Genomic DNA, 19,915 nt, shown 5'->3' with positions numbered 1-19,915 from the left:
CCGGGGTGGCGTCCATAAGAAAAGAGCTAGAACAGCCCCGACGGCTCATCCGAATAGGACCACAGCAGGTTCTTGGTCTGCTGGTAGTGCGCGAGCATCATCAAGTGGGTCTCACGCCCCAAACCGGACTTCTTGTAGCCACCGAAGGCCGCGTGGGCTGGGTAATTGTGGTAGTTGTTCACCCACACGCGGCCCGATTGAATCGCGCGGCCAGCCTTGTATGCAGTGGTGCCGTTGCGGGACCATACGCCCGCTCCCAGACCGTACTCCGTGTCGTTGGCGATGCGCATGGCCTCATCGAAGTCCTTGAAGGTAGTCACGGCCAGGACCGGGCCGAAGATTTCCTCCTGAAATAGGCGCATGTCGTTGGTGCCCTTGAAGATGGTGGGCTCGATGTAGAAACCGCCGCTGCGGCCCGAGATCTCGTTTACACCACCACCGCACAGCACCTGCGCACCCTCCTCGGGGCCGGACTGCAGGTAGCCGGTGATCTTGTCCATCTGCTCCTGGGAAGCCTGTGCGCCCATCATAACGTCCGTGTCCAGTGGGTTTCCGACGTTGATGGACTTCACACGCTCGATGGCCAGGGCTAGGAAATCTTCGGCGATATCCTCCTGCACCAGAGCTCGGGACGGGCAGGTGCAGATCTCGCCCTGGTTCAGCGCGAACATGGCCAAGCCCTCAACGCACTTTTCCCGGAACTTGTCGTCCTGGTCCATGATGTCGCTAAAGAACACCGACGGGGACTTGCCGCCGAGCTCCAGGGTGACGGGGATGAGCTTCTCCGCAACCGCCTTGTTAATGATCTTGCCGACTTCCGTGGAGCCAGTGAACGCGATCTTGTCGATACGGTCGGAGGCAGTGAGCGCGGTGCCCGCCTCTGTACCCAGGCCGTTGACGATATTCAGCACACCTTCCGGAACGATGTCCTGGATGAGTTCTGCGAACAGCAGGATGCTGGCCGGGGTTTGCTCGGCGGGCTTCAGCACGATGGCGTTGCCAGCGGCCATGGCGGGGGCAAGCTTCCACGCAGCCATCAGCAGCGGGAAGTTCCAGGGGATGATCTGCCCGACCACACCAAGTGGCTCGTTGAAGTGGTAGGCGATGAGGTCTTCGCTGATCTGGGAGGTGCGATCTTCCTGGGCGCGGAGAGCACCAGCGTAGTAGCGGAAGTGGTCGACCGCGAGCGGGAGGTCGGCGGCGAGGGTTTCGCGCACCGCCTTGCCGTTATCCCAAGTCTCAGCGACGGCCATCATCTCTAGATTTTCTTCCAGGCGGTCGGCGATCTCCAATAGGACGGCGGCGCGGTCCTGTACGGAGGTCGCTCCCCAGCCGGGCTGAGCCTTCTCTGCCGCGTCGATTGCTTTCTCAATGTCCGCAGCTTTTGAGCGTGGGACTTGGCAAAATACCTCGCCATTGATGGGAGAAACGTTGTCCAAGTACTCGCCATCGACAGGTGGCACCCACCGGCCACCGATGAAGTTGCCGTAGCGCTCCTTGAAATTGACGATACTACCTTCGGTACCGGGATCAGCATAGACGGTCATGTGAGTACTCCTTTGAGTCGAGGTCGGGTGTGCACAAGGGTGGCCACGCTAGGCGCACCACCTCGGTCGCCTTGTGGCGTGCCTCACACTCTAGTTTTGCAGCCAAACGTTTGCCAACTTTCGCGCCGGAATCCCCTGGCTTTCCCAACCTCACTCAAAACAAACCAGACGCTCAGAGTAGCTTTGGGCTGTCAAAAGCGTTAGACATTAGCCCTCATCTCCAACGGCGCCGAGCGACGTAATGACCAGCCCCGGAGCATCAGCCGCGCCAGCACTGTTAGCGCCAGCCATGCCAGCATCCGCACCAGCATCACCGCTGCGGTCAATGTCCACGCGCACCGTGTCGCCATCGCGCACCTCGCCGGCCAGCAGCTTCTTGGCCAGCTGGTCGCCGATTGCCTTCTGAATCAGGCGGCGTAGCGGTCGGGCGCCGTAGGCAGGATCGTAGCCATGCTCAGCCAGCCACGACTGGGCGTCATCAGTAACATCCAGGATCAAACGACGGGCCGCAAGGCGCTCAGCAAGAGCTCCCACCTGGATAGACACGATGGACTTCAGCTGCTCAGCAGACAGCGGGTCGAAGATCAGCACGTCGTCCAGTCGGTTGATGAACTCCGGCTTGAAGGCGCGCTTCACCGCCTCCATAACTTCCTCGTCGGTGCCACCGGCGCCAAGGTTAGAGGTCAGGATCAGGATCGTGTTGCGGAAGTCCACGGTCCGGCCCTGGCCATCGGTCAGGCGACCTTCGTCCAACACCTGCAGCAGCACGTCGAACACGTCCGGGTGAGCCTTTTCCACCTCGTCAAACAGCACCACCGTGTACGGGCGGCGCCGGACGGCCTCGGTCAGCTGGCCACCGGCGTCGTAACCGACGTATCCCGGAGGGGCACCGACCAGGCGGGCGACGGAGTGCTTCTCGCCATACTCCGACATGTCGATGCGCACCATGGCGGTCTCGTCGTCGAACAGGAAGTCGGCCAGAGCCTTCGCCAGCTCCGTCTTACCCACGCCCGTCGGGCCTAGGAACAGGAAGGAACCAGTCGGGCGGTTCGGGTCCGCCACGCCGGCGCGCGCACGGCGCACCGCGTCAGAGACTGCATCGACCGCACGATGCTGGCCAACCACGCGACCACCCAGCACGAGCTCCATGTTCAGCAGCTTCTCAGTCTCGCCCTGCAGCATCTTGCCCGCGGGCACGCCAGTCCAGGCGGAAACCACGTCGGCGATAGTATCCGGCGTGACCTCCTCGGTCAGCATCATGCCTTCCTGCTGCTCGGCCACGGTCTCTTCGGCCTCGGCCAGCTTCTTCTCCACGTCCGGGATGTGGCCGTAGCGCAGCTCGGCAACCTTGGCGAAGTTGCCCTCGCGCTCGGCGATCTCAGATTCGCGGCGCAGGTTATCCAGCTCTTCCTTCAGCTCGCGCAGGCTGTCGATGCTGCCCTTTTCGTTTTCCCAGCGGGCAGTCAGGCCGGCCAGTTTTTCCTTCTCGTCAGCCAGCTCGCTACGCAGGCGCTCGAGACGGTCCTTCGAGGCAGCGTCGGTCTCCTTCTCCAGCGCCATCTCCTCAATCTCGAGACGGCGAACCACACGCTCCACATTGTCGATCTCCTCGGGGCGCGAATCGATCTCCATGCGCAGCCTAGAAGCAGCCTCGTCCACCAGGTCGATGGCCTTATCCGGCAGGAAGCGGCTGGTGATGTAGCGGTCCGACAGAGTCGCAGCCGCCACCAGCGCGGAGTCTTGGATGCGCACACCGTGGTGCACCTCGTAGCGCTCCTTCAGGCCACGGAGAATACCGATGGTGTCCTCCGCCGATGGCTCACCGACGTATACCTGCTGGAAGCGGCGCTCCAGTGCGGCATCCTTTTCGATGTACTTGCGGTACTCGTCCAGGGTGGTTGCGCCAACCAGCCGCAGCTCACCACGGGCCAGCAGCGGCTTGATCATGTTGCCGGCGTCCATGGCGGAATCGCCGCCCGCACCGGCACCGACGATGGTGTGCAGCTCGTCGATGAAGGTGATGACCTCGCCCTCGGCTTCCTTAATCTCGTCCAGCACAGCCTTCAGTCGTTCCTCGAACTCGCCGCGGTATTTCGCGCCGGCGACCATGGAGCCCAGGTCCAGGCTGATTAGCTTCTTGCCGCGCAGGGACTCGGGCACATCGCCGGCGACGATGCGGCGCGCCAGGCCTTCGACGATTGCGGTTTTACCGACGCCAGGCTCGCCAATGAGCACAGGGTTGTTCTTCGTGCGACGGGAGAGCACCTGGACGACTCGCCGGATCTCCTGGTCACGTCCGATCACGGGGTCGATTTTGCCTTCGCGGGCGCGTGCAGTCAGGTCGGTGGAGTACTTCTCCAGTGCCTGGAACTGCCCTTCCGGCTCCTCGGTGGTGACCTTTCGGTTGCCGCGAACAGATTCGAAAGCACCGCGGATAGCTTCGAAGGTGGCCCCTGCGTCGTGCATCACCTTGGCTGCGTCGGAGTTACCCTTGGCAATACCGGCCAGCAGGACCTCGGTGGAAACATAAGTATCGCCCAGCTGCTCCGCCAGCTCCTGGGCAGCGGTCAGCGCGTTCAGCGCATCGCGGTTGAACTGCGGGTTTGCCATCTCGCTACCGGTGGCCTGCGGGTATCCGGCGACCAGGTTCTTAGCCTTCACCGAGATTGTCTGCGGCTCCACGCCTGCGGCCTGCAGCACTGGCAGGGCGATGGAATCTTCCTGCTCCAGCAGCGCAACGAGCAGGTGCGCCGGTCGAATGTCCGGGTTGCCCTTGGCGGAGGCATCCTGGAGTGCAGCCTGCATTGCAGACTGGGTCATTGTGGTGGGGTTGAAGCTCGTCATTTCTACATCTACCTCCTACGGCTTCATGCCGGTCGCGATTGCACGCTCCCGACTTTACTTGAGTACACCTGACTCAACCACCACAGCCTTGAGTCTATTCCGCTCAATTTACGTATATCAGTGTGATTTACCCCACAAGACCACCCCCGATCTACTTTTCCCGACGAAAACTATCGCCTTTCGTCGACATAGAGGGTTAGATGAAGCTTATCCAAATCGGGAATAGTTTACCTATATCCGTAACAAGTATCCGTATCGAGAGGGTGAAGGGACCATGCTCCGACTCCACAAAAACCGCCCCACCTGCCGGGTCGCCTCCGCCATCGCGGCAGTCGCCGTGACGGCCGCTCTGCCCGGCGCGCTCACCGCCTGCTCCAGCTCCTCCGCGGAACCTTACGCCCCTGGCAGTATCGCAGAACTAAAGATGGCGGATAGCTACTCGCTTACCCACCCCGTCGGCAAGGGCGGCACCAAACCATTCCTCGACCGGCTCGAAGAAGACCCCTCCGTGGATATCGAGTACTACGCCTCCGGGCAGATGGGCAAGCAGGCCGACATCCCCTCCGTCGTGCGCAGCGGCGTAGTCGACATGGCGGTCATCTCCCCCTCCTACGTCAGCTCCAGCTTCCCGCTCAGCAGCGTGGGCGACCTTCCGGGGTTCAGCTCCGATGCATGCGTGACCGCCTATGCACTGCGTGACCTGGTGAAGCCAGGGGGCGTCCTCTATGAAGAAGAGCTCGAGCCCATGAAGTTCATGCCGCTCTGGACCGGCTCCATCCCCGGCTACGAGGCCATGACGGCCGGCCAGGATCCGTCGCACCCGAACAACTTCCAGGGTGCGGTGCTCCGCTCCACCGGCGGCGCCCTGGACCGCGTGATCAACGAGATCGGCGCCGCCGGCGTGAGCATGCCCATCGGCGACATGTACGAGGCAATGTCTCGCGGCACCGTCGAAGGCACGCTCGCCAGCCCGATCTCCATCACCCCCTACGGGCTGGAGGACGTGGTCCACGCAAGCACCTACGGCGCTCAACAGGGCAACTTCACCTTCTTCTACGGCATCAACCTGGATACCTGGAACCGGCTGAACGACCAGCAGAAGAAGACGCTCACCGACGCTGCAGACAAGTCCCAGCAGTCCGTCTGCGAAGAGCTCAACGCAGCGCGCGAAAAGTCCGTGCAGAAGATGAAGGATGCCGGCGTGCACTTCTACGACGTCACCGACGGCGAAACGGCCAAGGAGTGGGAGAACATATCTCAGCCCGTCCTAAACAAGTGGATCGAAGTCGCCGAATCCAAGGGGCACCCCGCCCAGCGGGTCGTCGACGACTTCGAGGACGCGCTGAAGCGCCATGCAGATCGCGCGGGTGCGGGCGTCACCGACCCGAAGGCCCGAGCGGAAGCAAAGGAGCAGCAATCATGACCAGCAGCAACTTCATCCGCATCGGCCACCACGGCACCGCCGAACGCAGCACATACGGCTACCACACCGAGGACCACCCGGGCTTCGACAAGATCCAGAACGCGGTCTCCGCAGTGTGCGCCTGGATCGCCGGCGCGGCCATCCTCGGGCTGGCGCTAGTCACGTTGGCGGAGATCGTAGCGCGCGAGTTCTTCGGCGCTCCCCTGGGCTGGAATATTTCCGTCACCGAACGCTACCTCCTGCCGATCACCGCGTTTTTCGGGCTGGTCACCACGTATCGCACGGGCACGCACATCGCAGTGGAGTCGCTGTTCAGCAAGTTCGCGCCCAAGGTGCAGAAGGCCATCCTGCTGCTCATCCACCTGGCCGTCGTGATCTCCATGATCTTCGTCTTCATCGGCGGGTGGAACGAAACCTACATGGCGTTTTCCCTGGGCCACGCCACCCTGCCCGGCATGGCTGACCTGGCCACTCCCGACTGGACCTACCGCGTGATCGTGCCCATCGCCGCCGCCCTGTGCGCCTTCGTCGCCGCGCTGGACTTTGTGCGCGAATTGATCACCCCGTGGGATCGCCCCTACACCGACTACGACCCCGGCGAGGAAGAGGTTTAAACCATGCTTGCGCTTACTATCGTTGTGCTGCTGGTCGCGCTGATTATCCTGCGCGTCCCCGTCAGCTTCGCCATCTTCGGCACGGCCACGGTCGGCCTGATCGCTCTTGGCGGAGTCGAGCTGGCCATCGCCACCATGGAGACCTCACCGTTCGCTGCAGTGCGTTCCAACTCTTTGTCCGCCGTGCCGCTGTTTATCCTGATGGCGCAGCTGATGCTGATGTCGGGTCTTTTGGATTCTGTTTTTGACGCCGCCAAGGCGCTCGTCGGCCGCATCCCCGGAGGCACCGCCATCGCCTCCGTCGGCGCGGGCACCGCGTTCGCGGCCGTCTCGGGTTCGTCCACCGCCGCCGCGGCCACGCTGGCGCAGACGTCCTCCACCCGCATGATCGAGGAGGGCTACCACAAAGGCACCGCCACCGGCCTGGTTGCAGTTGTCGGCACGCTGGCGGCAATGATCCCGCCGTCGATCATCCTGGTCTTCTACGCGATCACCGCGGAGGCTCCCGTGGGCGACGTTCTAATCGCTGGTTTCTTTCCAGGCGTGGTGGTGGCGCTGGGCCTGGTGATGGTGATGTACATCGGCTTCCTGAAGGACCGCTCCCGCGCCCCGCAGGGCGAGCCGGTTCCCCTCTCAGAGAAGGGGCTGCAGCTGCTGAAGGCTTCCCCACTGCTGCTGATCTTCCTGGCGGTAGTCGGGTCCATCTTCACCGGCATCGCCACGCCCACAGAGGCTGCCGCCCTGGGCGTGCTGGCCGCGCTGATCCTGGTGATCGCGAAGGGCCGCTGGGATACCAAGAAGTTCGGCGAAACTGTGCTGGAGACGGTGAAGACCACCGGCATGATCTTCGCCATCATCATGTCCGCGCACGTGCTGGGCCACTTCCTCACCGAAACGCGCGTCACCCCGAAGCTGGTCAGCGCCATCGGCGAGTCCTCTCTGCACCCGCTGGTAATCATGGCTCTGATCGGCGCGGTGTACCTGATCCTGGGGTTCTTCATGGACCAGATCGCCATCATCGCCCTGACCGTGCCGGTAACTCTGCCCATCGTCGAAGCCCTGGGTTACGATCCCGTCTGGTTTGGCATCTTCATCGTCCTACTGGCAGAGACCGGCATGGTCACCCCGCCCATGGGCCTGAACGTGTTCGTGGTCTCCAAGGCCGTGCGCATCAGCCCCATGATTGTGTTCAAGGGAGCATTCCCCTATGTCGTGATCATGTTGGTCATCGCCCTGGCCTTCCTACTGTGGCCCCAGCTGGTGTTGTGGGTGCCGGAGTTGGCCGCTTAGGCTGGCGCGTGCCCGTCAAACCTGTTTAAGCTGCAGAGCATCCATTAGCGTTTAGTCCATGTACAAGGAGGTCAAGTCCGGTGTAGTGGTGTAGCCGTTTGTGCTTTCGGCTCGATATGAAGTTCGGGGCTTGGTTAGGCGGTTAGCTGGTGGTGGTCGTCACGATGTTCTCCTGGGTGGTGCATGAGGTGCTTGGTGTGTTCGAGTGCGGTCAGTGACATGTAGCGTTTTTGTTGGATCCAATCGTCGTGTTGCTCGGCTAGGACCGCACCGACAAGCCGGATGATGGATTCACGGTTTGGGAAAATGCCGACGACGTCGGTGCGCCGGCGGATCTCTCGGTTTAACCGTTCTGTGGGGTTGTTTGACCACACCTTCGTCCAGACTGGTTTCGGCACTGCGGTAAACGCCAGTACTTCATCGAGTGATTCCTCCAAATACGCCGCGACGTGAGGGAATTTCGGCTCCAGTAGGTCGACAACTTCGCGGGCTTGAGCCCAAGTGGATGTGGCGTCAGGTTGCTGGAAGATTGTCTGGAACATCGCAGAGACCATCGGCCATTGTGTTTTCGGGACCTTTTCGTAGAGGTTCTTCGCGAAATGGGTGCGGCACCGCTGCCACGACGCATTGGGCAGCACTTCGGAAATGGCGTGCTGGATGCCTTCGTGGGCATCACTGGTGATAAGGAATACCCCAGTAAGTCCGCGGGCTTTTAAGTCCTGGAAGAAGCCTTTCCACGACGCGTTGGATTCCGCGGTGGCGACGTGCATGCCGAGCATTTCGCGATACCCGTCGGCGTTGACTCCGGTGGCAAGCAGCACTGAGCATTTGACCACCCGGCCGCCTTCACGGACTTTGATCGTGAGCGCATCGCACGATAAAAAGGCGTACCCGCCGGGGTCTAGTGGGCGGTTTTTGAAGTCTGCGACCATGTCGTCGAGTTCTTCTGACATGCGTGAGACTTGCGATTTCGACATGCTGGAAATCCCAAGTGTAGCCACCAGATCATTCATCCTGCGGGTGGAAACCCCCTTAAGGTAGCACGTGGCGATCACAGTCGATAAGGCTCGTTCTGCTCGTGAGCGGCGCTCTAACAGCCAGTCTGGGAAGAACGCGCCGTGGCGCAGTTTCGGCACCGCCACGTCGATCGTGCCGACACGGGTGTCAAGGTCGCGGTGGCGATACCCGTTGCGGTGGTTGACCCGCTCGGTGGATACAACCCCGTATTCGGCGCCGCAGACGGTGTCAGCCTGGGCGGAGAGGATCTGGTTGATAAACCCTTGCAGCATCTGGCGCATCAAATCCGGAGACGCTTGGGCCAGCAAATCATCCAGATAGGTTGTCGGGTCGATAGAATACGGTGCAGCGGTCATCGTCATAGGCCTTTCGGTGAGATGTGGTAGTTGAGTTGAAAGGCTAACTGGCGGTGGCCGCCCACTACTTTCCGGGATCCACCATCAGCAAGCGTTACACCACACTAAGGGACGCAACCGTACAAGGATCGCTACGTTGTCCTGCAAGCATCCACCTTCACCGAAGAGAAGGTGGATCCCGACCTCTTTTTCGACCGGTTTCGCTGGGCCGAATTATCCCTGAGTTTTTCCTACACCGGCGATTCCGACGGAAAGGTAATCCCTCTTAGCCTTTGGGAAATTAATGATGCTACCCACGACACTATTGAAGATCTGCAGACTATTCGCGCACACTTAACCGTGCGATCGAAAGAGGATCGCTTCCCTCTTCGCCCGTTATTTGCCGTGTGGGACTCCGCATTGCCAAGTTCCGCGCTCTCAGCTCTCCACTCCATCAGTATGAGCGCGATTTCCGACTTCGGCATACCTTCAGTTTCCGATATCGAAGCTATCTCCGCTTGCGAGCGAAGCGTCAACGCATATGAACAGGACGAACCTTGGGCCAGCTCCGTCAAATTGCTCGAACAGACCACCTCTCGTCACCACATGAAGCAACGAGGGAAGATCACCGCATTCTCCGGTGGAAAAGAGGTTTCCAAGGAGGCGTACTACGCGGAAAGCTTTCGCCCCGCACTAATCTCCAGCGCCTTTGAAACCATCTTGCACGCCCTCCCCCAGGGAGAGGACTGGCGAATCACCGCCACTTCTTCAACGACGAACTCAGCTTAAGCCGCTAACGGTTCCAGCGGGCGCTGTGGCGTCTTAAGACCTCAATAATCCGATCCGCGTCGCGCGCGATCTGCTCGGTCGAGGCAATGACGGACACCGAGGCCACCGCCACTCCCTGGCTCTCGACGCGCACGGCCACACCATCCGCGCCGTTCAAAGCCACGCCGGGGGCCACGCATTCGCCGGTCGCGCGCATGTCTGGGTACCAACGCTGGAACTTATTGATGGTCTCCTGCGAGCTCTCAGACGCCGCCAGAATCCCCCACACTTGCTCGTGCCCCAGACCGGAGAGGATCGCCCATCCCGCCGACGTCTCGAGCGGCGGGCGCTGCAGACGGTTCTGCGCCAGGTACTCGAACTCGGGGTCCGACAGCGCGTAGTCGAGGTAGTAGACATTGTCGCCTACCAATGACGCCAACACGGCGATATAGCCTGTCTCTTCCACCACGTCTTCCAGCATCTCGTGGGTGACCTGATCCACGGGGCGGCTACCGGCGAGGGTGCTCAGCAGGTACGGGGCCAGCCCCAGGCGGAAGGCTTTATCCCGTTCCTCCAGGTATCCGGCCGCGACCAGGCCATTCACCAGGGATTGGGTGGAACTTACCGGGGCGCCGATGGCCTTGGAAATGTCCGTGAGTCCGCGCGGTTGCGGGTTGCGGGCCACGAACTCCAGGATGTTCGCGATCCGGTCGACGGTGCGGTGGTGGGATCTACCGGGCTGCTGGTCGACGGGAAAGGGGAACCGCGGCGCGGACTCTGGGTGGGGCGCGTCGGGCATTGGGGGTTCCTTTCGGCTTGGGCGGCAGGGCTGCTCAGGACGATAGCTGAGAAACTCAGTTTCACAGCTAAACGTCACAACTCCAAGTCTTCGGAATCCTGTGGTTGCCGCTTCTCACGACACTCGGTGTGTAGTGGATCCTCTTCATTTAAAGGCGGACGTCTTACACATTCTCGGACTCCGTCGACGTGTTCATTTAAGCTATCCGAAATACGTGCCCATAGTGGATCGATAATAAAATCAATGCCAGCACGTCGGGCATGCTTCGCCGCAGGCACAAAATCACTGTCTCCTGAAATCATTATTATCTGTGTGACAATGCCCCGTTCTGCCATGGTGGCTATATCGAGACCGATCCTCATATCCACGCCTTTTTGGATGATATCCAGATAGAAATCCTCAAGCCGTAGATCATCGACGCTGATCGTGCCACGGCATAACTTCTTCAAAGGCGCGGACTTCAACATGTAGCCGTTTTGCGTCTCTAATTCTTCACCTCGCCGGAGAGCAACTTTGCGTTTCTTGACAATTTCTCTGAGAAACTCAGAGTTCCACCAGAACTCTTCGCTCTTACCGAGATTGCAGTCACCACTGGCCGCTGAGCCCCCATTTCCTCCCCTTCACTAATCCCCCAGGAGCATGAAAGCCTTAGTCATCGGCGCTCTCCTGATCAATGGAGGGTCAACGGCTAAGGCTGATGGCTCTGATTTTAGTCAGCCCCACGACATACGCAACCCCTAACGCGCGCGCCTTCCCATGCGGGGCATGAAAGAATTTTCGCAAAAGCCTTTCGGAACGAAACAACTTCCCCTACACTCAAGACTACGCAAATCAGTATACAGCTACCTATATACGTAAGGAACCAACTGGCATGACTTCCTCCCCGCTTGACCTCACCTCCTTCAACAGCCTGCTCTCCGATGAAGAGCGCATGCTGCAAGAAGCCATGGCGGACTTCGCCAACAAATCCCTCAAGCCCAACGTGCAAGAGTGGTTCGACAACGGCACCCTGCCCGCCAAGGAGCTCGGCCCGCAGTTCGGACAGCTCGGCGCACTGGGCATGCACCTGGAAGGCTACGAGTGCCCCGGCGCCTCTGCCGTCGCCTACGGCCTGGCTTGCATGGAGATCGAGGCCGTGGATTCCGGCCTGCGCTCCTTCGTTTCCGTCCAGGGCTCCCTGGCCATGTTCGCCATCCACCACTGGGGCTCCGAGGAGCAGAAGGAAAAGTACCTGCCGAAGATGGCCGCCGGTGAGTACCTGGGTTGCTTCGGCCTGACGGAGCCCGATGCCGGCTCCGACCCGGCGTCCATGAAGACGCGCGCAACCCGCGACGGCGACGAATGGGTCCTCAACGGCACCAAGATGTGGATCACCAACTCCCCCGTCGCCGACGTGGCCGTCGTGTGGGCTCGCACCGAGGATGGCTTCGCCGGCTTCATTCTGGAGAAGGGCATGGAGGGCTTCACCGCTCCGGAGATCCACAAGAAGCTCTCGCTGCGCGCCTCCATCACCGGCGAGATCGTGCTGGACAACTGCCGCGTGCCGGATTCCCAGCGCCTGCCGAAGATCGACACCCTCCGCGGCCCGCTGACCTGCCTGAACGAGGCCCGCTACGGCATCATCTGGGGTGCTCTGGGCGCCGCCCGCGACAGCCTGGAGACTGCCATCGATTACACCGAGACCCGCGAGGTGTTCGGCAAGTCCCTGTCCAGCTACCAGCTCACCCAGGCGAAGCTGGCCAACATGTCCGTCGAGCTTAACAAGTCCGTCCTGCTTGCGCTGCAGCTCGGCCGCCTGAAGGACAAGGGCGAGCTCGCCCCGCACCAGGTCTCCGTCGGCAAGCTGAACTCCACCCGCGTCGCCCTGGAGATCGCCCGCGAATGCCGCACCCTGCTGGGCGCTTCCGGCATCACCCTGGAGTACTCGCCGCTGCGCCACGCCAACAACCTGGAGTCCGTGCTGACCTACGAGGGCACCGCCGAGATGCACCAGCTGATCATCGGCCAGGCTCTCACCGGCAAGGGCGCATTCCGCTAAGCCAAACTCCCCCAGCCCTCACCCACTCCTCCCTCAACCCCCAACCAGAAAGGAACCTATGGGCCCCCTCGAAGGCATCGTCGTGGCCGATTTCTCCCGCGTCCTCGCCGGCCCCTACGCAACCATGATGCTGGCGGACATGGGCGCGCAGGTCATCAAGATCGAACGCCCGGGCGTCGGCGACGACACTCGCTCGTGGGCACCGCCCGTCAACGCGCAGGGCATGTCCACCTACTTCGCCGGCGTGAACCGCAACAAGAAGTCCGTGGAGATCGACCTCTCCACCGACGAGGGCCGCGAGCAGGCCCGCCGCATCGCCGCGGAGGCCGACATCCTGGTGGAGAACTTTCGCCCCGGAACGATGCAGCGCATGGGGCTGGACTACGAAACGCTCCGCCAGCACAACGAGGGCCTAATCTACGCCTCCCTCTCCGGCTTCGGTTCCGGCAAGGGTGCGGACATCGGCGGCTACGACCTGATGGTGCAGGCCGTCGGCGGCCTCATGTCCATCAACGGCGAGGAGGGCCACCCCGTCAAAGTCGGCGTGGCGCTGGTGGATGTCCTCACCGGCCTGCACATGGGCATGGGCATCCTCGCCGCCCTGCACTCCCGTACCTCCTCCGGCAAGGGGCAGCACATCGAGATCAACCTGCTGCACACCCTGCTGTCTTCCCTGGCCAACCAGGCCAGCGCGTTCGTCGGCGCGGGCGTTATCGGCAAGGCAATGGGCAACACCCACCCCTCCATCTCCCCCTACCAGGTCTTTAAGACCCAGGAGGGCGACCTCGCCATCGCCGCAGGCAACGACTCGCTGTATCACCGGACCTGTCGGGTGCTGGGGCTCGAGGAGTTTATTGATGACGCCCGCTTCGCCACCAACAGCGACCGTGTCGTTCACCGTGCCGAGTTGGCCGAGATTATCGAGGGTGCGTTGGCACAGGCTGGCGCCCAGGAGTGGTTCCAGAAGCTGCGCGCCGCCGGGGTTCCCGCCGGCCCGGTGAACAACATCAAGCAGGCCTTCGAGTTCGCAGAATCCTTGGGCCTGGATCCAATCGTCGAGGTCGAGGGCATGCGCAGCGTCCGCAACCCGATCAACTTCTCCGATACCCCGATCGAGTACCACACTGCCCCGCAACAGCTCGGCAATCCTGCTTTCCAATAGGGGAGTTCCAATTCACAGGTTCGGGTGCGACAATGAGGAACAACCGACCGGCCCCTCACCCGGTTGCCTCAGCCCGCCCCTGTAGAACCCCCTGTAGAACAAGGAGACTTCGAGTTCGTGGCACGCCACTCTTCGTCCGACGAATACACCTTCGCAGAGTTCCTCGCGCTCATCGAAGAACACCGCCACGACCTGGTTCAGCTCACCCGCACGAAGTTGCGCGCAATGGATCTTAAACCCCGGGCGGTACACTTTCCCCACGTCGCGGGCACCGAGTACGCCAACCCCACCCCGGATTTCACGCAGACGATGGAGCTGGACGAGGCCTACCTGGACCGCACCATCCGCTTCGTCCTGCGCGGCATCACCACTGGCGGCGAGTTCGCCACCGACCAAGCCGAGTTCCTGGTCGCCACCGGCAAGGATTTCCGAAAGTTCGGCGTGGGGTCTAAGCATTATGAGGCGCTAGAGTCCGCGTTGGTGGAGGCTGTTGGGGAGTATATGGGCGTCACAAAAAAGCTCAGCGACACAATCAACCTCGGATGTAGCCTGCTTGCCTACGGTGCACTAGAGGACGAGGAAGCCGACGTTCCTGCGACCTCTGCCGCGCAGGTGCTTGAGGTGGTTCATCCTTGTGACGCCATCGCAGTGATCCGCGCGCAGATGGATCCGCCGCTGCCGTATTGGTCCGGCCAGCATGTGGAGGTCCGCACGCCGCACACTCCGCAGCTGTGGCGGGCACTTTCCCCCGCGATTCCTTTCAACGAAGACGGTTTGGTCGAGTTTCACGTCCGCGCTGTCGGGCCGTTTTCCCGCGCGATCGTGGAGGGTTCCCAGCCCGGCGAGCAGTGGGTGGTGGCCAATCCATATGGCGACCTGCAGATTTCCGGTGAGAAGCCGGTGGTGATGGTGGCCGGTTCCACGGGTCTGGCGCCGGCGCGAGCGATCCTGCTGGACCTGATCCAGTCGGAGGAGCGCCCGCCGATGGTGCAGCTGTTCTTCGGCGCGCAGAACCCGGACGAGCTCTACGAGTGGCAGGGGCTGGTGGGCTTCGAGGATGCCTTCGACTGGCTGGATTTGTACCTGGTGGTGCAGGAGGATACGCCTGCCCCGGAGGGCTTTGAGGCTTACACCGCCCGCGGCCTGGTGGGGGATGTGGCCGCCGAGCGCGGTTCGTGGCGCGATGCCGAGGTGCTTATTACGGGTGGCCCGGAGATGAAGCGCCACACTGTGGAGGCTTTCCTCCGTGCGGGCGCGGAGCGCGAGCAGCTGCGCTTCGACGTGCCTAACTAATTCAGCTACTTCAGCTACTTCGCTTCTTCCACATCACCGACCAGATCAACGCCCACGCCGAGCTCGCGGTCGGTGTGGTGGCCTTCCAGAACGGGCAGGGTCTTGCGCACCTTGTCCACGTAGTTCGGGTCGATGTCGATGGTCAGCACCTGGGCTGCGTAACCGGTCTCTGCCAGTCGGGCGCCGTTCGGCCCGATGGCCACGGAGTGGCCGATGCCAGTGGGCCCATCCGCAGTACCGTAGCGCTCCGGCGAGCCCGGACGCGCCATGCCCGCAGCGATCAGGTAGCTGGCGGAATCCAGCGCGCGGGCTGCGGTGAGTTCGCGCCATTGCTCCAGCTTGCCCGGGCCATCGGCCCAGCTAGAAGGCACAACCATCACCTTCGCGCCCGCCGCTGCCATCGCCACGAAGTGGCCGGGGAAGCGGATGTCGTAACAGGTCGCCAGGCCCACACCCACGCCGCCGACGTCGATAACCACCCGGCGCTTACCCGGCTTGACGGTATCGGATTCGCGGTAGCCGAAGGCGTCGTAGGTGTGAATCTTGTCGTAGTGCGTCACGTAGTCCGGTCCGGCGACCAGCAAGGTGTTGTTCACGCGACGGAACTGGTTGGCCTCCGGGGAGTCGCTGGGTTGCTCCTCCACCAGCTGCCCACTCGGGGTGCGGTAGACCGTGTCGGCCGGGGTGAACATGCCCACGACGGCGGTGGTGCCATGCTTCTTAGCCGTATCGATAATCGCCTGGGCAAAGGGCCCATCCAGCGGCTGGGCGACAGTATCCAGCCGCCCGTTATCGAAGGGGAACATGGCCGCTTCAGGGAAAACGACCAGGTCGGCACCATTTGCCGCGCCGGACGCGATGTACTTCAGGATGCGAGCCAGGTTGGCTTCCACGTCCGGTTCGGCTTTCATCTGGATGACAGCGATACGCATGTAGTCCACCCTAGCGACATTGCCGACATCGCGCCCCCTTTTCATCACGGCATCTCGCTGGCCCTGTGGATAAAGCTGAGTTATCCACAGCCCCTAGAACTTTTTCTTTTGTTGACGCCCCTAGCCTCCCTACACTCACTCCCAGAAAGCAGGTCGCAATCTTCAGGGGGTAAGCACGTGAATTATTCGACAATGGGGTTTTTGAATTATCTGGACACGATGGCGCTGGATACAGGGGCGGTCCACGGGCGCTGCGAAATGATCAACGAGGACGGCGTGCAGTGTGCCTCGGCGGGGTATTCAGTGGCCAACGCAACGGCACCGGACATTCCGGGCGGCGCCACCACGCGGGCCATCGATACGGCCGCAGAGAGGCTGCACGCAGCATTAACTGGGTTCGGCCGCCAGCTGTCAAACATGGGCCGCACCATCAGCGTGTACGCCGACAACGTATCCACCGCCGACACCGACGGCTCCGATGCCTTCGCGGGGGCTAGCCGATGACAGTCACAGTAGACGCCCTAAAAGGCGCAAACGTTGAGGCTCTGCGCTCTGCCGCCGACCTCTTCACACGCAATGGAGAAAAGACGTCCCGCCACGCGGAGAGCGCACGGGAGCAGGCCAAATGGGGCGAAGATTGGTCCGGCCAGGCTGCGGACGCTGCCGGCCACGCCACCGACTCCGCCGCAAACCAACTGGATACCGCCGGTTTCAGCAGTCGCACCATCGGGCAGGTGGCAGGCACCCACGCCGACGTTCTGAGTCCTACCCGGTTGGTAGTGCGCATGACCGTGGGGCTGGCCCGCGGGGCATTGATGTCGGTACACCAAGACGGGGAGGTCTCCGCCCGCCACCTGGCCCTCATCCCCGGCATTGGCGAGGCCGCCCAGAATCTGGCGCTGGTCTTGACCAATATTCTGCGTGGGGCTATCCAGCTGGCCAGCGTGCTAGATCGGGTGTCCGGCGCCGCAATCTCCGCGATCAGCAGCACAGTCGTGCCGCCCCGAAGTGATGTTGGTGTCGGTGAGGTCGAGGGGGCGTCATCAGTCAAGGGACCCCAGGCCCTGCCTCCGGTGCAGAGAGTGGATACGCCGCACGGGCCAGTGGTAACCGTGGGCGATGTCGAGAGCGCAGATGAGGTAATTACGCTGGTCAGCGGCGTGGGGTCGAACAGTCCGGACGCACTTGCGCGCACAGAGGCGTGGGCCCGAGCAACAGCTGCGGATGCGGTGGCGCACGGCAGAAACGTGGCGGTCGTGGCGTGGCACGGCTATCCGGCTCCGGGGGATCTGCCCGGCGCGATCTCCCGGGCACCGGCGAAGGAGGGCGCTGCGGCGTTGCGGGAGCACCAGCGCCAGCTGCGCGAGCTAAACCCGGACGCAAAGCTGCAGGTGGTGGGCTATAGCTATGGTTCGGTCGTGGTCGGGGAGGCCGCGGCGAAAGGCAGCGAGGGCCTCATCGCCGACGAGGTGCGTTTCTGGGGCAGCCCCGGCGTACACGCACAGCACTCAGAGGATCTCCAACTGAATACGCAGGCAGATGGACCGCCGAACGAACACAGCAGCCACGGCCAGGTCACAAACGAACATGTGCCCGGCGACATGATCCGGCTGACCACCACCCCGGGGTTTGGGGTTCACGGCAAGGATCCGGCGTCGCCAGACTTTGCCCCTAACTCCGGCGCCCCCGACTCCGGCAGCTCAGATTCCGGCAGCTGGAGCAGCTACGGCTGGAGCCGAATCTTGGACCTCTACCTCATGAGCCGCGGGGAGACTGACGCCCACAGTTCCTACATGTGGTCCCCGGAGGTGAATGTGCAAAATTAGAGCGCGCGCTCCATCTCCAGCAGCGCCCTCTTAGTCTCCGCGCCACCCCGGTACTCACCGAGCCTCCCGTCGCTGCGGATCACCCGGTGGCAGGGGTACAGGATCGGCAGTGGGTTGCGCGCGCACGCCGACGCCGCAGCGCGCACGGCGCGCGGATTGCCCGCCAATGCCGCCAGCTGGGCATACGTAATGGTCTCCCCATACGGGATCTGCGCCAGGGCCTGTGTCGCCCGGCGCCGGAAGGGAGTGGTCACGCCACCGAGGTCAACGGTCACGGTGAACTCTCGGCGCTCCCCCGCGAGGTACTCCCCCAGTTGCCTCGCAGCCTCCTCCAAATGCTGGGCGGCCGCGCCCTCGGCAGGTGGCAGTTCTCGCCCCTGCCACACGTGTGCAAACTCTATGGCCACCAAGCCTCGCTCCGTGGCCAGCGCCAACAGCTCACTTCTGGGGAAGACCTCAGACTTCAGGGCATCAAACTTCAGCACTGCCCCGCCTACCCCGGTCTGTTCCTGGCCTGTCAGATCTGCCACTAGCCTTCGCCACCCAGCTCGCCCGTCAGGCGCGTATGGAAGGCCGAGGAGAACTCGTTCATCCCCACAAACTCCACCGTCTTCCCACGCTGCCGGTACTTGTTCTCAATGGTGTCCAGCGCAGCCACCGAAGAAGCGTCCCAAATGTTGGACTTCGAGAAATCAATAACAACCCGATCTGGGTCCTGCGCGTACTCAAACTGCGTGGTGAGGTCGTTGCTAGATGCAAACAGCAGCTGTCCCTCGACCGTGTAGCGAACCAAAGCTGCGGCGTCATCAACCTCGCGACGCACATCAATCAGGTGGGCCACGCGGCGCACGAACATCACACTGGCCATCATCACACCTACCACCACGCCGATCGCCAGGTTGTGGGTGGCCACAACCACCACAACGATAAGCACCATCACGAAGGTTTCGCTCTTCGGCATCCGCTTCAACGTCGACGGCTTAATCGAATGCCAGTCGAAAGTGCCCACAGAAACCATCACCATCACCGCGACCAGCGCCGCCATCGGAATGATCGCCACGATGTCCCCCAGCACCAGCAGCAGGAAGAGCAAGAAAACGCCCGCCATGAAGGTAGAAATGCGAGTCCTCGCGCCCGACGCCTTCACGTTGATCATCGTCTGGCCGATCATCGCGCAACCGCCCATTCCGCCGAACAGGCCGGAAGCAATGTTTGCGATGCCCTGACCGAAGCTCTCGCGCGTCTTGTTGGAGTGGGTATCGGTGATCTCGTCCACCAGCTTCGCCGTCATCAGGGACTCCATCAGCCCCACCAGCGCCATCGCGAAAGCTACGGGCGCGATGATCTGCAGCGTCTCCAACTTCCACGGCACCTGGGGGATAAACAACTCCGGCAGGTTGCGCGGCAGCTCACCCTTGTCGCCCACTGTCGGCACGGAAATGGAACAGACCACCACCAGCACCGTGACGACCACGATGGAAACGAGCGGCGCCGGAATGGCCGTAGTTAACTTCGGGAAGAACACCAGCAGCAAGATCCCCAGCGCCACCAGCGGGTAGACCAGCCAAGGAACATCAATCAGCTCCGGGATCTGCGCCGAAAAGATAAGGATTGCCAGGGAGTTTACGAACCCGACCATCACGCTCCGCGGGATGAAGCGCATCAGCTTCGCCACCCCCAGAACCGCCAGCACGATTTGGAACACGCCTGCCAGCAGCACGGTGGCGATCAGATAATCCATGCCGTAGTTCCGGGCAATCGGTGCGACCACCAGCGCCACTGCACCCGTCGCTGCGGAGATCATCGCCGGGCGACCGCCGACAAAGGCAATTGTTACCGCCATGATGAAAGCCGAGAAAAGCCCTACCTTCGGATCCACGCCCGCGATAACGGCAAAAGAGATCGCCTCCGGGATCAGCGCCAGCCCCACCACCAGCCCGGCGAGCATCTCCCGAACCAGGATCCGCGGGGTCGTCAGCGCTACTTTCAGCGACGGATCCGGCCGATACCGCTCCGGATCTTCTTTG

General features: G+C 62.2%; 17 protein-coding genes. 9 read left to right on the top strand and 8 right to left on the bottom strand.

Features of this window, described 5'->3' with window-relative positions:
• Positions 1-26: 26 nt before the first annotated feature.
• Together exaC and clpB are read right to left on the bottom strand one after the other, a co-directional pair.
• The gene (gene exaC, locus CJEIK_RS01060) at positions 27-1,547 is read right to left on the bottom strand and encodes an acetaldehyde dehydrogenase ExaC (protein ID WP_005297067.1); all 1,521 of its coding nucleotides are present in this window, start codon (positions 1,545-1,547) and stop codon (positions 27-29) included.
• Between the two features lie 207 nt (positions 1,548-1,754).
• Entirely contained in the window at positions 1,755-4,391 is a 2,637-nt protein-coding gene (gene clpB, locus CJEIK_RS01055; RefSeq protein ID WP_005297070.1) for an ATP-dependent chaperone ClpB, read from the bottom strand.
• Positions 4,392-4,665: 274 nt separating this feature from the next.
• Here clpB and CJEIK_RS01050 point away from each other — a divergent pair, with 274 nt between their 5' ends.
• Genes CJEIK_RS01050 through CJEIK_RS01040 form a run of 3 tightly spaced genes read left to right on the top strand, consistent with a single transcriptional unit; the run spans position 4,666 to position 7,718 of the window.
• On the top strand, positions 4,666-5,814 hold the full coding sequence (locus CJEIK_RS01050; RefSeq protein WP_005297072.1) for a TRAP transporter substrate-binding protein: 1,149 nt from the start codon (positions 4,666-4,668) through the stop codon (positions 5,812-5,814).
• The gene (locus tag CJEIK_RS01045) at positions 5,811-6,428 is read left to right on the top strand and encodes a TRAP transporter small permease (protein ID WP_005297074.1); all 618 of its coding nucleotides are present in this window, start codon (positions 5,811-5,813) and stop codon (positions 6,426-6,428) included. The genes CJEIK_RS01050 and CJEIK_RS01045 overlap by 4 nt, the downstream gene beginning before the upstream one ends.
• A 3-nt stretch (positions 6,429-6,431) precedes the next feature.
• A complete protein-coding gene (locus CJEIK_RS01040) occupies positions 6,432-7,718 on the top strand; it encodes a TRAP transporter large permease (RefSeq protein ID WP_005297077.1) in 1,287 nt (428 codons plus the stop codon).
• A 134-nt stretch (positions 7,719-7,852) separates the two neighbouring features.
• Here CJEIK_RS01040 and CJEIK_RS01035 read toward each other — a convergent pair whose 3' ends face one another.
• The gene (locus CJEIK_RS01035) at positions 7,853-9,091 is read right to left on the bottom strand and encodes an IS256-like element IS3506 family transposase (protein WP_011113078.1); all 1,239 of its coding nucleotides are present in this window, start codon (positions 9,089-9,091) and stop codon (positions 7,853-7,855) included.
• A gap of 171 nt (positions 9,092-9,262) precedes the next feature.
• On the opposite strand from CJEIK_RS01035, the gene CJEIK_RS01030 reads away from it, so the two are divergent.
• Entirely contained in the window at positions 9,263-9,859 is a 597-nt protein-coding gene (locus CJEIK_RS01030) for a hypothetical protein (protein ID WP_077536273.1), read from the top strand.
• A 4-nt stretch (positions 9,860-9,863) separates the two neighbouring features.
• Here CJEIK_RS01030 and CJEIK_RS01025 read toward each other — a convergent pair whose 3' ends face one another.
• Positions 9,864-10,637 carry an IclR family transcriptional regulator gene (locus CJEIK_RS01025; protein WP_005297080.1) on the bottom strand — a complete coding sequence of 258 codons (774 nt, stop codon included), beginning with the start codon at positions 10,635-10,637 and terminating at the stop codon, positions 9,864-9,866.
• 74 nt (positions 10,638-10,711) lie between these two features.
• Positions 10,712-11,104: an NYN domain-containing protein gene (locus CJEIK_RS01020; RefSeq protein WP_005297082.1), complete on the bottom strand. Its 393-nt coding sequence runs from the start codon at positions 11,102-11,104 to the stop codon at positions 10,712-10,714.
• Positions 11,105-11,508: 404 nt separating this feature from the next.
• On the opposite strand from CJEIK_RS01020, the gene CJEIK_RS01015 reads away from it, so the two are divergent.
• The 3 genes from CJEIK_RS01015 to CJEIK_RS01005 all read left to right on the top strand — a co-directional run bounded on the left by CJEIK_RS01015 (position 11,509) and on the right by CJEIK_RS01005 (position 15,130).
• The gene (locus CJEIK_RS01015; RefSeq protein WP_005297084.1) at positions 11,509-12,675 is read left to right on the top strand and encodes an acyl-CoA dehydrogenase family protein; all 1,167 of its coding nucleotides are present in this window, start codon (positions 11,509-11,511) and stop codon (positions 12,673-12,675) included.
• 58 nt (positions 12,676-12,733) lie between these two features.
• Positions 12,734-13,837, top strand: a complete 1,104-nt coding sequence (locus CJEIK_RS01010) for a CaiB/BaiF CoA transferase family protein (protein WP_005297086.1) — start codon at positions 12,734-12,736, stop codon at positions 13,835-13,837.
• A gap of 117 nt (positions 13,838-13,954) precedes the next feature.
• The gene (locus CJEIK_RS01005; RefSeq protein WP_011272918.1) at positions 13,955-15,130 is read left to right on the top strand and encodes an FAD-binding oxidoreductase; all 1,176 of its coding nucleotides are present in this window, start codon (positions 13,955-13,957) and stop codon (positions 15,128-15,130) included.
• A 14-nt stretch (positions 15,131-15,144) separates the two neighbouring features.
• Here the strand turns inward: CJEIK_RS01005 and CJEIK_RS01000 are convergent, their stop codons facing one another.
• Positions 15,145-16,062 (bottom strand): carbon-nitrogen hydrolase family protein, encoded by a 918-nt coding sequence (locus tag CJEIK_RS01000; RefSeq protein WP_011272917.1) that lies wholly within the window; start codon positions 16,060-16,062, stop codon positions 15,145-15,147.
• Positions 16,063-16,254: 192 nt separating this feature from the next.
• On the opposite strand from CJEIK_RS01000, the gene CJEIK_RS00995 reads away from it, so the two are divergent.
• Together CJEIK_RS00995 and CJEIK_RS00990 are read left to right on the top strand one after the other, a co-directional pair.
• On the top strand, positions 16,255-16,566 hold the full coding sequence (locus CJEIK_RS00995; protein ID WP_005297095.1) for a hypothetical protein: 312 nt from the start codon (positions 16,255-16,257) through the stop codon (positions 16,564-16,566).
• Complete coding sequence (locus CJEIK_RS00990) at positions 16,563-17,888, top strand: alpha/beta hydrolase (RefSeq protein ID WP_005297098.1); 1,326 nt, start codon at positions 16,563-16,565, stop codon at positions 17,886-17,888. The genes CJEIK_RS00995 and CJEIK_RS00990 overlap by 4 nt, the downstream gene beginning before the upstream one ends.
• Here the strand turns inward: CJEIK_RS00990 and CJEIK_RS00985 are convergent.
• Together CJEIK_RS00985 and CJEIK_RS00980 are read right to left on the bottom strand one after the other, a co-directional pair.
• Complete coding sequence (locus CJEIK_RS00985) at positions 17,885-18,418, bottom strand: methylated-DNA--[protein]-cysteine S-methyltransferase (RefSeq protein ID WP_005297100.1); 534 nt, start codon at positions 18,416-18,418, stop codon at positions 17,885-17,887. The genes CJEIK_RS00990 and CJEIK_RS00985 overlap by 4 nt on opposite strands.
• Entirely contained in the window at positions 18,418-19,836 is a 1,419-nt protein-coding gene (locus CJEIK_RS00980) for a SulP family inorganic anion transporter (protein WP_005297103.1), read from the bottom strand. Before CJEIK_RS00980 ends, CJEIK_RS00985 begins: the two co-directional genes overlap by 1 nt.
• Positions 19,837-19,915: the final 79 nt, after the last annotated feature.

Origin of the sequence: Corynebacterium jeikeium (assembly GCF_028609885.1) — a bacterium.
GTDB classification, from domain to species: domain Bacteria; phylum Actinomycetota; class Actinomycetes; order Mycobacteriales; family Mycobacteriaceae; genus Corynebacterium; species Corynebacterium jeikeium.
This window is presented reverse-complemented; position numbering and strand designations above follow the sequence as displayed.

Excerpts from the sequence above, each read along its gene's own strand:
- CJEIK_RS01035 (WP_011113078.1), bottom strand. The coding sequence starts at position 9,091 with ATGACCGCTGCACCGTATTCTATCGACCCGACAACCTATCTGGATGAT.
- exaC (WP_005297067.1), bottom strand. The coding sequence starts at position 1,547 with ATGACCGTCTATGCTGATCCCGGTACCGAAGGTAGTATCGTCAATTTC.
- clpB (WP_005297070.1), bottom strand. The coding sequence starts at position 4,391 with ATGACGAGCTTCAACCCCACCACAATGACCCAGTCTGCAATGCAGGCT.
- CJEIK_RS01010 (WP_005297086.1), top strand. The coding sequence starts at position 12,734 with ATGGGCCCCCTCGAAGGCATCGTCGTGGCCGATTTCTCCCGCGTCCTC.
- CJEIK_RS00980 (WP_005297103.1), bottom strand. The coding sequence starts at position 19,836 with ATGCTCGCCGGGCTGGTGGTGGGGCTGGCGCTGATCCCGGAGGCGATC.
- CJEIK_RS01050 (WP_005297072.1), top strand. The coding sequence starts at position 4,666 with ATGCTCCGACTCCACAAAAACCGCCCCACCTGCCGGGTCGCCTCCGCC.
- CJEIK_RS01020 (WP_005297082.1), bottom strand. The coding sequence starts at position 11,104 with ATGTTGAAGTCCGCGCCTTTGAAGAAGTTATGCCGTGGCACGATCAGC.
- CJEIK_RS00990 (WP_005297098.1), top strand. The coding sequence starts at position 16,563 with ATGACAGTCACAGTAGACGCCCTAAAAGGCGCAAACGTTGAGGCTCTG.
- CJEIK_RS00995 (WP_005297095.1), top strand. The coding sequence starts at position 16,255 with ATGGGGTTTTTGAATTATCTGGACACGATGGCGCTGGATACAGGGGCG.
- CJEIK_RS01025 (WP_005297080.1), bottom strand. The coding sequence starts at position 10,637 with ATGCCCGACGCGCCCCACCCAGAGTCCGCGCCGCGGTTCCCCTTTCCC.
- CJEIK_RS01045 (WP_005297074.1), top strand. The coding sequence starts at position 5,811 with ATGACCAGCAGCAACTTCATCCGCATCGGCCACCACGGCACCGCCGAA.
- CJEIK_RS01040 (WP_005297077.1), top strand. The coding sequence starts at position 6,432 with ATGCTTGCGCTTACTATCGTTGTGCTGCTGGTCGCGCTGATTATCCTG.
- CJEIK_RS01000 (WP_011272917.1), bottom strand. The coding sequence starts at position 16,062 with ATGCGTATCGCTGTCATCCAGATGAAAGCCGAACCGGACGTGGAAGCC.
- CJEIK_RS01015 (WP_005297084.1), top strand. The coding sequence starts at position 11,509 with ATGACTTCCTCCCCGCTTGACCTCACCTCCTTCAACAGCCTGCTCTCC.